10 protein-coding genes are annotated in these 12,942 nt (G+C 51.9%); 1 reads left to right on the top strand and 9 read right to left on the bottom strand.

All coding sequences use genetic code 11. The features are described 5' to 3' along the window. Window positions 1-11: 11 nt before the first annotated feature. The 8 genes from tdcD to tkt form a co-directional block, all read right to left on the bottom strand. Complete coding sequence (gene tdcD / locus WFK85_RS14685) at window positions 12-1,220, bottom strand: propionate kinase (RefSeq protein WP_336708744.1); 1,209 nt, start codon at window positions 1,218-1,220, stop codon at window positions 12-14. A gap of 36 nt (window positions 1,221-1,256) precedes the next feature. Continuing rightward, a complete protein-coding gene (gene tdcC / locus WFK85_RS14680; protein WP_008461579.1) occupies window positions 1,257-2,588 on the bottom strand; it encodes a threonine/serine transporter TdcC in 1,332 nt (443 codons plus the stop codon). Between the two features lie 15 nt (window positions 2,589-2,603). Then, window positions 2,604-3,602 carry a bifunctional threonine ammonia-lyase/L-serine ammonia-lyase TdcB gene (tdcB, locus tag WFK85_RS14675; protein ID WP_008461576.1) on the bottom strand — a complete coding sequence of 333 codons (999 nt, stop codon included), beginning with the start codon at window positions 3,600-3,602 and terminating at the stop codon, window positions 2,604-2,606. Between the two features lie 100 nt (window positions 3,603-3,702). Further along, window positions 3,703-4,641 carry a transcriptional regulator TdcA gene (tdcA, locus tag WFK85_RS14670; protein WP_034810145.1) on the bottom strand — a complete coding sequence of 313 codons (939 nt, stop codon included), beginning with the start codon at window positions 4,639-4,641 and terminating at the stop codon, window positions 3,703-3,705. A gap of 402 nt (window positions 4,642-5,043) precedes the next feature. Beyond that, on the bottom strand, window positions 5,044-6,123 hold the full coding sequence (gene fbaA, locus WFK85_RS14665) for a class II fructose-bisphosphate aldolase (protein ID WP_008461574.1): 1,080 nt from the start codon (window positions 6,121-6,123) through the stop codon (window positions 5,044-5,046). 97 nt (window positions 6,124-6,220) lie between these two features. Continuing rightward, complete coding sequence (gene pgk, locus WFK85_RS14660; protein ID WP_008461573.1) at window positions 6,221-7,384, bottom strand: phosphoglycerate kinase; 1,164 nt, start codon at window positions 7,382-7,384, stop codon at window positions 6,221-6,223. Window positions 7,385-7,405: 21 nt separating this feature from the next. Continuing rightward, entirely contained in the window at window positions 7,406-8,452 is a 1,047-nt protein-coding gene (gene epd, locus WFK85_RS14655; RefSeq protein WP_008461572.1) for an erythrose-4-phosphate dehydrogenase, read from the bottom strand. Between the two features lie 327 nt (window positions 8,453-8,779). Beyond that, window positions 8,780-10,771: a transketolase gene (gene tkt / locus WFK85_RS14650; RefSeq protein ID WP_336708707.1), complete on the bottom strand. Its 1,992-nt coding sequence runs from the start codon at window positions 10,769-10,771 to the stop codon at window positions 8,780-8,782. A gap of 268 nt (window positions 10,772-11,039) precedes the next feature. On the opposite strand from tkt, the gene WFK85_RS14645 reads away from it, so the two are divergent. After that, window positions 11,040-11,798 (top strand): M48 family metallopeptidase, encoded by a 759-nt coding sequence (locus WFK85_RS14645; RefSeq protein ID WP_008461569.1) that lies wholly within the window; start codon window positions 11,040-11,042, stop codon window positions 11,796-11,798. 36 nt (window positions 11,799-11,834) lie between these two features. On the opposite strand, the gene speB is transcribed toward WFK85_RS14645, so the two are convergent. Continuing rightward, window positions 11,835-12,755, bottom strand: a complete 921-nt coding sequence (gene speB / locus WFK85_RS14640) for an agmatinase (RefSeq protein WP_008461568.1) — start codon at window positions 12,753-12,755, stop codon at window positions 11,835-11,837. Between the last annotated feature and the right edge of the window lie 187 nt (window positions 12,756-12,942).

The raw sequence follows: 12,942 nt of genomic DNA, 5'->3' as shown, positions 1-12,942 counted from the left end.
CGCAAATAAAATTAAGCGAATGCCGCAAGCTCCGATGCCTTGCCCAATTCACGGGCATCAAGAGCAATCATTTTTTCTTCGTTGGTCGGAATAACTGCACACAGTACTGCCGAGTTCTGGGTTGAAATAACACGCTCGCCGTCAGAATTAGGCCGCATATTTTTTTCTTCATTCAGTTCGAAACCGAATACCCGTAAATGTTGAATAACCAGACGGCGAATAAGCGCGGAGTTTTCACCAATACCACCAGTAAAAATTAGCCCATCAAAATGTGGCAGCGAAGTTGCGTGTCCGCCGATGGTTTTGGCAATACGATGTACAAAGGTGTTGATAGCCAACTCCGCGCGGGTATCCCCCTGCTGCCAGGCTTTTTCCAGCGTCCGTAAGTCAGAAGATATACCTGAAAGCCCCAACAACCCTGACTCGGTATTTGCCACCTGCTCAAGATCGTCCAGCGACTGCCCGGTCTGCCTTGCCAGCCACACCATCGCCCCAAAGTCGACATCGCCGCAGCGTGTCCCCATGATCAAACCTTCCAGCGGCGTCATCCCCATCGAGGTATCAGCGCTTTGCCCGTCAACAACCGCGCACACTGAAGCCCCGTTGCCCAAATGAGCAATCACCAGCCCCAATGAACGCCCTTGCAGTTCAGGTAGCTCGCTTGCCTGCATGGAAACATAGCGGTGAGAGGTCCCGTGGAATCCATAACGCCTGACGCCGTGCTCGTTGAAATAGCGGTATGGCAGGCCGTAAAGATAGGCTTCAGGTTTCATCGTCTGGTGAAAGCTGGTATCAAACACGGCAACCTGCGGCACGCCAGGGAAGCGCAGCCTGGCCGAAGCCACGCCACTGAGATTGGCATAGTTGTGCAGCGGCGCGAGAGGCGAGACCGCGCGGATTTGCTCCACGACGTCGTCCGTAAGCAATACCGACTCGCCAAAAATCGCCCCGCCGTGAGCAATGCGGTGGCCTATATAGGCCACGCTTTCGGTCAAATGACGTCTTTCAAGCTCGAGGGAGATTGCCGCCAGCGCATCCTCATAATCAGAATGCGCCAGCTTTACCGGCTCACCGCTATTAACGATAAGCATTGCGGCTTCGGTATTTATACCTTCGCAAATACCCGTTAAAAGTGGCTCCATGGTTAATTCATCCAGCACGGAGAATTTAACCGAAGATGAACCGCAATTTATGGTTAATATTACCGGATATTCATTCATATTAACGTTCACTCATCCTGAGCCAATGACAGTTAACTACAAGATTTTGTATACGATATTAAGGATCGTCAGTAAGCCGATCACGGTAACAAAGATATTTTCACTTCTGCCTTTGTATTTGCTCAGCGCCGGCACTTTGCGAATCGCGTACATCGGCAGCAGGCAAAGCAACGAGGCAATGATCGGGGCGCCCATCGCTTCAATCAGGTCAAGAATATTTGGGTTGGCGTAGGCGACAACCCAGGTTGACCCCATGATAAACACCATGCTGATCAGATTAAGTTTGCCCTCGGAAACCTTCGTTTTGTCACTCTTATAGCCAAACTTCAGGACCAGGCCATTCAACCCTTCCAGCGTGCCCAGATAGTGGCCGAAGAAAGATTTGAAAATGGCGACCAGGGCAATAATCGATGCGCCATATTCCAGCACCGTGGCAAAAGTAGACTTCGAACCAGAGAGTGAAGAGAAATGGTTAGCGAGATAGGAGAGCACCGGGATGTTCTGCGCTTTTGCTTCGGCCATATTCTGTGGCGACAGCGTGAACAGGCAGCTAAAGGCGAAGAACATCACCACGCCAACCATCAACATGCTGGCACGCGAGATGATTTTTGAGCACTTGTCTTCGGTATAGGCTTTCCCGAAGTCAGCTTCGTATTCTTCACGCTTCGACACCACAAAGGAAGAGACGATCGGCGAGAAGTTAAAGGAGAACACCATGATGGAAATCCCGAGCCACACGGTCACCAGGATGCCGTCATGGCCGGTCAACGCGATTTCACTCAGGTTCACCTGATCGATAACCGCTGAATTCCAGTAGGGAATAAGCGACAGAGAAATAATGACCAGGCTGGCGATAAACGGGAACACAAGCCAGCTCATCACCTTCACCATCAGATCTTTACCAAAGAAGATGACAAAGGCCATCAGCATCAGCAGGAATAGCGCTACCAGCCCACGATTTAAGGGCATCAGCTGGAGCTGATTTTCCCAGAAGGTCATGAAGGTGTTAGTAATGGTGACGCCGTAAATCCACAGCAGCGGGCAAATCGCGAAGAAATAAAGGAAGGTGATAACGACGCCACCCGTTTTACCAAAATGCTCCTCGACAACTTCGGTGATATTCCCCGACGGATTGCTGCCGGAAAGGCACAGTCGTGCCAGCGCGCGGTGGCAAAGGAAGGCTATCGGATAGGCAAGAACAAGCATGATAAGTATTGGGATAAGCCCGCCGTAGCCCGCGCGAATCGGGAAAAACAGGACCCCAGCGCCAATGGCGGTACCAAACAGACCTAAAGTCCAGGTGGTATCGGACTTACGCCACAGGGAGGACTCTTTTTGACCAACAAGGGTTGTTTCTACATTACTCATAATGAAGATCCTTATTTAGACCAGGCAGGCTTCCGCTGCGCCAGTAATTTCAGAAACACGAGACAAATCGATATTTCCACCAGAAATAATACTCACGGTTTTTCGGCCTTTAATGTACTGGTCAAGCTTGCCGCTTAATAATGCAGCAGAAGCCAGCGCACCAGCACCTTCAGTGACAATTTTGTTTCTCTGAATAAGTGCGACCATACTATTTCTGATATCGTCTTCACTGACCAAAATAATATCGGTGACTAATTTTTTAACGATTTCGAAGGTTAGCTTTCCTGGGCGGGCAACGTCACAGCCGTCAGCCAACGTGCTACCTGCCCGATACGCGGTAATTTCACCAGTACGGAAAGAGGAAGCCATGCCGTGGACGTTTTCCGCCTGCACGCCAATAATATTAATTGTTGGATTAATGGATTTAATGGCTACCGCAATGCCGGCAATCAGGCCGCCGCCGCCAATCGGCACAATCACATTATCGACGTCGTAAAGGTCTTCAAGAATTTCCAGGCCAATCGTCCCCTGCCCGGCAATGACTTTTTCATCATCGTAAGGTGGGATAAAGATACGCCCTTCCGTCTCAACAATTTCGCTGACCTTGGCGATGGTTTCGTTAAAATTATCGCCGTGGATAATCACTTGAGCTGAATAGTCAGTCGTGGCGGCAACTTTTGACTTCGGTGCACCTTTAGGCATCACCACTTTGCCGTTAATACCGAGCAGCGCACATGACAATGAAACACCCTGAGCATGGTTACCCGCAGAACAGGCCACCACGCCCCGGGCTCTTTCTTCTTCACTCAGTGAACTGAGTTTATTGAAAGCACCGCGCATTTTAAACGAACCGGTACGCTGCATGTTTTCAAATTTCAAATAGATGTCGCCCTTACAGCATTCGCTAAGATAATTAGAGCGAGGCATCCCGGTTTTATACACAAATCCAGATATTCTTTTTTTCGCTTCAAGAACATCGTTAATTGTGACTGGCAATTCATTATCTATATGCATGTTGATCTCCGCATCAAAGCAATAAAAGATATTCGTAGCGAATAATAAAAACTCGCCTTTTTAATTTAATGAGTGATAAAAAGTGATTATGCTAAGTAAGCTAAGCCACCACCGTTAATTTATTAAATTGATATTTACTACGCACTGAATGCACTTTGGCTAATTCAACCAGAGTCGCCGCTGATTTTTTTATACGGCAATTTTTCGACCATACCGCAGCATAGCGTGCAACAGGTAATTCATCCGTTAATGGAATTTGAACAAACTCCTGAGAGCCAAAAGGTGCGATCATTTCACGGGGAATAATCGTCAGGAAACCGGCGGTCAACACCATGTTATAAATAGTGACAACTGAGTCGGTTTTAATGATTTTATCGCTGGTGATATGGTTCTGTTGCAGGATGGTCAGAAGTTCACTGTAGTAGCCCATTTCGGTTTGAGGCAACACCCACTGCTCATGGCTTAATGAGCGGAGCGTCATCACGCCTCCGCGCGTTCGTGTTCGTCCGGCTACCAGAACAAACTCTGATTCAAACAGGGGTTCGATATGCAAATCCTGAAGCAGCATCTCATCGCTCAGCGTACCGATGGCAAAATCCAGCCTGCCGTCACGTATCGCCGGTAAGAAGGAGCAAAGTTGGGCTTCAAACATTGAAACTTCAGCCTGTGGATACTGCTCTTTAAAGGCTTTCATCATGCCCGGCAGGAAGGTAAAACCGATAAGTGAAGGATAGCCGAATGAAACATCTACCGCTTCGCTACCGACCAGACTGTTCATTTCGTTGCACATGTTGCGCATTTCGCGGGTAATCGACTCGGCGTAACCGAGCAGTACTTTACCGGCAGCCGTAAGCTGAACACCGGTATTTTTGCGAATGATAAGCTCCAGACCAAACAAGGCTTCCATATCGCTGATAATTTTACTTACCGCAGGCTGAGTCAAACTTAGCTGCTTCGCCGCAGAGCCAAATGAACCACTTCTTACCACTTCCTGAAATACAACCAGGTGCTGTGTTTTAGGTAATGTCGTATTATCCATAAAGCGCCATGCCTAATAAGTTATCAATGGCGGCGATCTTACGTATTCTCCCTACTATGTTATGTGCGGCGACTCACAAGAGCTCAACCCTCATCAGTACAACAAGCAACCAAATGAATATAAACCCATAAATAACAATGAGTTAATGTTTTATAATTTGCTATTTCCATGATTAAGGTCAACCTAAACATCCTGAATAAAAGAAATTTATGGAGATAATAAATTCATATAACCAGCCATAAACTCTTATTCAGACTGAAAACTTATCAATATTGACGTTTATTTACTCAGAGTAAGGTGCATAAAACAAAGAATTAAAAATGGCTGCAAATATTACGCTTATATTTGAATATAAAAAAACCCGCCAAGGCGGGTTTTTATCGAAGCAAATATTAGCTCAAATTACAGAACGTCTACCGCGTTCAGCTCTTTGAATGCCTGCTCCAGGCGAACGATCATAGAGGTCTGAGCTGCGCGCAGCCAGACACGTGGATCGTAGTATTTTTTGTTCGGCTGGTCAGCGCCTTTCGGGTTACCCAGCTGACCCTGCAGGTAAGCTTCGTTTTCTTTGTAGTAGTTCAGGATGCCGTCCCAGGTTGCCCACTGGGTATCGGTATCGATGTTCATTTTGATTACGCCGTAGCTGACGGAGTCTTTGATTTCCTGAGCAGAAGAACCGGAACCGCCGTGGAAGACGAAGTTCAGGCTGTTGTGCGGCAGGTTGTGTTTCTTAGAAACGTATTCCTGAGAATCACGCAGGATGGTCGGGGTCAGAACCACGTTACCTGGTTTGTACACGCCGTGTACGTTACCGAAGGAAGCTGCGATGGTGAAACGTGGGCTGATTTTGCTCAGTTCGGTGTAAGCGTAATCAACGTCTTCTGGCTGGGTGTACAGAGCAGAAGCGTCCATGTGGCTGTTGTCCACGCCATCTTCTTCACCGCCGGTGCAGCCCAGTTCGATTTCCAGGGTCATGCCCAGTTTGGACATGCGAGCCAGGTATTTGGAGCTGATTTCGATGTTTTCTTCCAGAGACTCTTCGGACAGGTCAATCATGTGGGAAGAGAACAGTGGTTTACCGGTAGCGGCAAAGTGTTTTTCACCCGCGTCCAGCAGGCCGTCGATCCACGGCAGCAGTTTCTTAGCGCAGTGGTCAGTGTGCAGAATAACCGGCACGCCGTAGTGTTCAGCCATCTGATGTACGTGGTGTGCACCAGAGATTGCGCCCAGGATAGCAGCACCCTGTGGAACATCAGTTTTCACGCCTTTACCAGCGATGAATGCAGCACCGCCGTTAGAGAACTGAACGATAACCGGAGATTTTACTTTCGCAGCGGTTTCCAGAACGGCGTTAATAGAGTCGGTACCGACGCAGTTAACGGCTGGCAGAGCAAAGTTGTTCTCTTTTGCTACCTGGAAGATTTTCTGTACGTCGTCGCCAGTTACAACACCTGGTTTTACGAAATCAAAAATTTTAGACATGTTGATGTGTCCTGTAGGCCTTGGAAAAATCGAATCACCGTCCTGAATCTTGCCGGGCGGCAATAAATCAACGGGCAGGTTACCCTGCCCGTAGGAATTACTTCTTAGCGCGCTCTTCGAGCATTGCTACAGCTGGCAGTACTTTGCCTTCCACGAACTCAAGGAATGCGCCGCCGCCGGTAGAGATGTAGGAAATTTTGTCTGCGATACCGAACAGGTCGATAGCAGCCAGAGTGTCGCCGCCGCCTGCAATGGAGAAGGCTTCGCTGTCTGCGATAGCACGGGCAACGATTTCGGTCCCTTTACGGAAGTTAGGGAATTCGAATACGCCAACCGGGCCGTTCCACAGAATGGTTTTCGCGTTTTTCAGGATCACGGCCAGTTTCTCAGCGGAAACGTCGCCCATGTCCAGAATCTGCTCTTCGTCTTTGATGTCGTTCACAGACTTCAGGGTTGCGGTCGCAGTTTCGGAGAACTCGGTTGCCACACGCACGTCGGTTGGTACTGGGATATCGCAACGGGTCAGCAGATCTTTAGCGGTATCAACCAGGTCTGCTTCGTACAGGGATTTACCTACGTTGTGGCCCTGGGCTGCAACGAAGGTGTTCGCGATGCCGCCGCCAACAATCAGCTGGTCAGCGATTTTGGACAGGGAGTCCAGCACGGTCAGTTTGGTAGAAACTTTAGAACCGCCAACGATAGCAACCATTGGGCGAGCCGGCTCTTTCAGAGCTTTGCCCAGTGCTTCCAGTTCGTCAGCCAGCAGCGGGCCTGCACAAGCAACGTCAGCAAATTTAGCGATGCCGTGAGTAGAAGCCTGCGCACGGTGTGCAGTCCCGAAAGCATCCATCACGAACACGTCGCACAGTGCAGCGTATTTTTTGGACAGTGCTTCGTCGTCTTTTTTCTCGCCTTTGTTGAAGCGAACGTTTTCCAGAACAACCAGCTCACCGGCAGCAACCTCTACGCCGTCCAGGTAATCTTTTACCAGACGAACCGGGTTAGACAGCTTGTCTTTCAGGTAGTTAACCACTGGCAGCAGAGAGAATTCTTCGTTGTACTCGCCTTCGGTCGGACGACCCAGGTGAGAAGTCACCATGACTTTAGCACCCTGTTTCAGCGCCAGTTCAATGGTCGGCAGAGATGCACGGATACGCGCATCGCTGGTGACTTTCCCGTCTTTAACCGGCACGTTCAGATCGGCACGGATGAATACGCGTTTGCCCGCCAGATCCAGATCGGTCATCTTAATTACAGACATGGTGAATCCTCTCGTTGATTCTTAAAGTTTTGCAGACGCAACGTGCGCCTTACCTGAAATCCATTGAGCCATAACCAACGTGGTGTCGAGCATCCTGTTGGCAAAGCCCCATTCGTTATCACACCAGACTAGAGTTTTAATCAGATGTTGCCCACTGACCCGCGTTTGCGTGCCGTCGACGATTGCACTGTGCGGATCGTGGTTAAAATCAGTAGAGACCAACGGTAATTCCGTATAGTCAACTATACCATGAAATGCTTCCTGTGCCGCTTTTTGCAGCAAGTGGTTGACTTCACATGCATTTACTGAATTTCTGACCGTCACGCTCAAATCAATGGCCGTCACGTTTATCGTGGGAACGCGTACCGCGATCGCCTCAAAACGGTCATTAAATTGTGGGAAAATACGCGTGATACCGGCCGCAAGACGCGTATCCACCGGAATGATCGACTGACTCGCCGCACGAGTGCGTCGCAAATCAGGGTGGTAAGCGTCAATCACCTGCTGATCGTGCATGGCCGAGTGGATGGTAGTGACCGTCCCGGACTCAATGCCAAACGCTTCATCCAGCAGTTTAATGATTGGAATAATACAGTTTGTGGTGCAGGAGGCATTGGAGACGATACGGTGGCTGTCTTCGACCTGCTCATGGTTCACGCCGTAGACGACGGTTGTATCGAGGTCGTTACCGCCAGGGTGTGAGAACAGGACTTTCTTCGCCCCTGCCGCAAGATGGGCTTCACCGTCAGCGCGGGAGCCGAACACGCCGGTACAGTCCAGCACGATATCAACGCCCAGTTCACGCCACGGGAGCGCTTCAATGGTCGGTTCATGCAGCAGGCGAATGCTGTCATCGCCCACAAACAGGACTTCACGCTCCTGGCGAACATCCCAGGCAAAGCGACCGTGGCTGGTATCGTACTTCAACAGATGCGCGATACCCGCAGCGTCTGCCAGTTCGTTGATTGCTACCACGGTAATTTCCGCACGGCGACCAGATTCGTACAAAGCACGTACCACGTTGCGCCCAATGCGACCGAAGCCATTAATAGCGATGCGTACGGTCATATCTCTCCTGCCAGAATCCCTGGGATTTAGTGGCTGACAGAGTAATCCAGCAACCGCCTGAGGGGAATCCTCGCACTCATGAAACTGCACTTGTTTGCTTAATTGTCGAACATTTATTCGACTGAAACGCTTCAGCTATGTTAAGCGAAAGCGGGAATAAAAGGAACGATACCCCAACATGCTCCGCTCAACTTCTGATGTACATCACAGTTTTGGTGGAATAACTGCAACTGAGCGCCCCGATGGTGGAATAAAGAACAGGGTATAAGTGGAATAATCGGCATAAAAAAGGGCCGCCGAAGCGACCCTGATAGTTAGCGAGACGGATTACAGAATCGCTTTAGCCTGTTTCACCACGTTTTCCACGGTGAAGCCAAACTCTTCGAACAGCAGTTCCGCTGGAGCAGACTCACCGAAGGTGGTCATGCCCACGATAGCGCCGTTCAGGCCAACGTATTTGTACCAGTAGTCAGCGATGCCAGCTTCGATAGCCACACGAGCAGAAACGGCTTTCGGCAGCACGGATTCACGGTAAGCCGCATCCTGCTTGTCGAACGCGTCGGTAGACGGCATCGACACCACGCGCGCTTTCACGCCTTCGGCAGTCAGCTTGTCCCATGCGGCCACCGCCAGCTCAACTTCAGAGCCGGTAGCGATGAAGATAAGCTCTGGCTGACCTGCGCAATCTTTCAGCACGTAGCCGCCGCGAGCGATGTCTTTCAGCTGCTGCTCGGTACGATCCTGCTGAGCCAGGTTCTGGCGGGAAAGGATCAGCGCGGTCGGGCCGTCGTGACGCTCAACGCCGTACTTCCACGCGACTGCGGACTCAACCTGGTCACATGGGCGCCAGGTGCTCATGTTCGGGGTCACACGCAGGGAAGCAACCTGCTCAACCGGCTGGTGAGTCGGGCCATCTTCGCCCAGGCCGATGGAGTCGTGGGTATACACCATCACCTGACGCTGTTTCATCAGCGCAGCCATACGCACCGCGTTACGGGCGTATTCTACGAACATCAGGAAGGTAGAGGTGTACGGCAGGAAACCGCCGTGCAGGGAGATACCGTTGGCGATAGCGGTCATACCGAATTCGCGCACGCCGTAGTGGATGTAGTTCCCGGCGGTATCTTCGTTAATTGCTTTAGAACCAGACCAGAGAGTCAGGTTAGAAGGCGCCAGGTCAGCGGAGCCACCCAGGAATTCCGGCAGCAGCGGGCCGAACGCTTCGATAGCATTCTGGGACGCTTTACGGCTGGCGATCTTGGATGGGTTAGCCTGCAGCTTAGCGATGAACTCGTTCGCTTTTGCGTCGAAGTCAGAAGGCATTTCGCCTTTCACGCGGCGAGTGAACTCTGCGGCTTCCTGCGGGAAGGCTTTCGCGTAGGCAGCGAACTTCTCGTTCCATGCGGCTTCTTTAGCCTGACCCGCTTCTTTCGCATCCCACTGCGCGTAGATGTCAGAAGGGATTTCGAACGGTGCGTGGTTCCAGCCAAGCGCTTCGCGGGTCAGTGCGATTTCTGCATCACCCAGCGGGGCGCCATGAGAGTCATGGGTACCGGCTTTGTTCGGGGAACCGAAACCGATGATGGTTTTGCACATCAGCAGGGATGGTTTGTCGGTCACCGCACGCGCTTCTTCTACTGCACGTTTGATAGCCGCGGCATCGTGGCCGTCTACACCGCGCACGACATGCCAGCCGTAGGCTTCGAAGCGTTTTGCGGTATCGTCGGTGAACCAGCCTTCAACGTGACCGTCGATGGAGATGCCGTTGTCGTCATAGAACGCAACCAGTTTACCCAGCTTCAGGGTACCAGCCAGGGAGCAAACCTCGTGAGAGATGCCTTCCATCATGCAGCCGTCACCCATAAATGCATAGGTGAAGTGGTCCACGATTTCGTGGCCAGGACGGTTGAACTGTGCCGCCAGCGTTTTCTCTGCGATAGCCATACCGACCGCGTTCGCAATACCCTGACCCAGTGGGCCAGTCGTGGTTTCAACACCGGCGGTGTAGCCCACTTCCGGGTGGCCCGGAGTCTGGGAGTGCAGCTGACGGAAGTTTTTCAGCTGCTCAATCGGCAGATCATAACCGCTGAGGTGCAGCAGGCTGTAAATCAGCATAGAACCGTGGCCGTTGGACAGCACGAAGCGGTCGCGGTCTGCCCAGGAAGGGTTCTGTGGGTTATGGTTCAGGAAATCACGCCACAGGACTTCGGCAATGTCGGCCATGCCCATAGGGGCACCCGGGTGACCGGATTTGGCTTTTTGTACTGCGTCCATGCTGAGCGCACGAATAGCATTGGCAAGCTCTTTACGAGAGGACATTTTGACTCCAGATCGGATGGTTGAAGGTCGCGCCTTGACTACGATGCGTTATGGGCTACGCCCGAAAATGTGACAACAATGTACACCAGGGGAATGGTCATGTACATGCGGCGTGCCGTTGACAGGGTAAGAAATCTCTGGATAACGCTCGCAAGTTGCGCAACCTGATGCGCAGGCCATTTATTCTTCTTTATACTGGTTCTGGAGCCGCCACGCCTGCGGTAAATCCGATTCTGTTTTTACCTATTATAAAGAAAGGAAAATGGCCATGAAGATGCGCCCAATATTGTTGAGCCTGAGCGTCGCAGCCCTGCTGAGCGGCTGCCAGGGAATGGATTCCAACGGGCTATTGACCTCTGGAGCCGAAGCTTTCCAGGCCTACACTTTAAGCGATGCGCAGGTGAAAACCCTGAGCGATGATGCCTGTAAGCAGCAGGACAGCAAAGCTACGATAGCCCCGGCAGACAGCCCATACACCCAGCGGCTGAACAAAATTGCCTCCGCGCTGGGGGATAACATCAACGGTCTGCCGGTTAACTATAAAGTTTATGTGACCAAAGACGTCAACGCCTTCGCCATGGCGAACGGCTGCATCCGCGTCTACAGCGGCCTGATGGACATGATGGACGACAACGAAGTTGAAGCGGTGATTGGCCACGAAATGGGGCACGTCGCGCTGGGCCACGTGAAAAAAGGGATGCAGGTCGCGCTCGGGGCTAACGCAGCCCGCGTTGCTGCCGCATCCGCAGGCGGCGTGATTGGCAACCTGTCGCAGTCTCAGCTTGGGGATTTAGGCGAAAAACTGGTGAACGCTCAGTTCTCCCAGCGTCAGGAATCTGAAGCGGACGACTACTCTTACGATCTGTTGCGCAAACGCGGCATCAACCCGACCGGTCTTGCCACCAGCTTCGAGAAACTGGCTAAGCTCGACGAGGGCCGTCAAAGCTCCATGCTGGACGACCACCCGGCGTCTGCCGCTCGTGCCCAGCATATCCGCGACCGCATGGCAGCGGATGGGATTAAATAAAGCGATACCGCCCCCAACGGGGCGGTATTTAAAAGCTTATTCGCCTTTCTTGGCCGCCTGGATATACAGCATTTCCAGCGCCAACGTTGCCGCAGCCAGCGCGGTGATTTCAGACTGGTCGTAGGCCGGAGCCACTTCCACCACGTCCATCCCCACGATATTCAGATCTTTCAGGCCCCGAACCAGCTTGATAGCACGATCGGACGTCAGGCCACCAATCACCGGCGTACCTGTTCCCGGCGCAAACGCGGGATCCAGGCAGTCGATGTCAAAAGTCAGGTAAACCGGCATGTCGCCGACGATCTGCTTAACCTGGGCAATAATGTCGTCTACGCCGCGATCGTTTACCTGGCAGGCATCCAGCACGGTGAAGCCGTTATCTTTGTCGAACTCGGTACGAATACCGATCTGCACGGAGTGGTTCGGATCGATCAGGCCTTCGTTTGGCGCGGTGTAGAACATTGTGCCGTGGTCGAACTCGCAGCCATTCGCGTAGGTGTCGGTGTGAGCATCAAAGTGAACCAGCGCCATTTTACCAAAGTGCTTCGCGTGAGCACGCAGCAGCGGCAGAGTCACGAAGTGGTCACCGCCGAAGGAAAGCATACGCTTGCCGGAAGCCAGCAGACGCTCAGCGTGCGCCTGGAGATTTTCGCTCATCTCACGGGCATCGCCGAAGGCGTAAACCAGATCGCCGCAGTCCACAACGTTCAGACGCTCGCGCATGTCGAAGTTCCACGGGAAGCGGTTTCCTTCCCATGCCAGGTTGGTGGATACCTGACGAATCGCTGCCGGGCCGTGGCGGCCGCCTGCGCGACCGGAAGTTGCCGCATCAAACGGAACGCCGGTGATCACCCAGTCTGCATCGCTATCGTACGGCTGGAAATTCAGCGGGAAACGTAAAAAACCAAAGGCATTAGATACCAGGGAGTTATCGTATTTGTGGCCTAAGGTGCTCATTGTCTGACCTCTCGGTTGGGGTTAAAAAACGCCTAAAAAAAATCCCCTCCGCGTCGTTAAACCCGACGAGGAAGGGATTGGATTGGGTGACTACTATTTATTGCGCGGATTATCGCCGCTAATTCATACAGGTTCAAGAGAGTATAGGCTATTGCTCGCTCTTTGCCCCTCTCCCTGAAGAGGAGAG

It is taken from the genome of Cedecea sp. VD22 (genome assembly GCF_037150195.1).
Lineage (GTDB): Bacteria > Pseudomonadota > Gammaproteobacteria > Enterobacterales > Enterobacteriaceae > Cedecea.
Note: the sequence above shows the minus strand (reverse complement) of the source record. Positions and strands in the feature narration are given on the sequence as shown.

Coding starts and splice junctions, on each gene's coding strand:
- tdcD (WP_336708744.1), bottom strand. CDS start 1,220: ATGAATGAATATCCGGTAATATTAACCATAAATTGCGGTTCATCTTCG.
- tdcC (WP_008461579.1), bottom strand. CDS start 2,588: ATGAGTAATGTAGAAACAACCCTTGTTGGTCAAAAAGAGTCCTCCCTG.
- tdcB (WP_008461576.1), bottom strand. CDS start 3,602: ATGCATATAGATAATGAATTGCCAGTCACAATTAACGATGTTCTTGAA.
- tdcA (WP_034810145.1), bottom strand. CDS start 4,641: ATGGATAATACGACATTACCTAAAACACAGCACCTGGTTGTATTTCAG.
- fbaA (WP_008461574.1), bottom strand. CDS start 6,123: ATGTCTAAAATTTTTGATTTCGTAAAACCAGGTGTTGTAACTGGCGAC.
- pgk (WP_008461573.1), bottom strand. CDS start 7,384: ATGTCTGTAATTAAGATGACCGATCTGGATCTGGCGGGCAAACGCGTA.
- epd (WP_008461572.1), bottom strand. CDS start 8,452: ATGACCGTACGCATCGCTATTAATGGCTTCGGTCGCATTGGGCGCAAC.
- tkt (WP_336708707.1), bottom strand. CDS start 10,771: ATGTCCTCTCGTAAAGAGCTTGCCAATGCTATTCGTGCGCTCAGCATG.
- WFK85_RS14645 (WP_008461569.1), top strand. CDS start 11,040: ATGAAGATGCGCCCAATATTGTTGAGCCTGAGCGTCGCAGCCCTGCTG.
- speB (WP_008461568.1), bottom strand. CDS start 12,755: ATGAGCACCTTAGGCCACAAATACGATAACTCCCTGGTATCTAATGCC.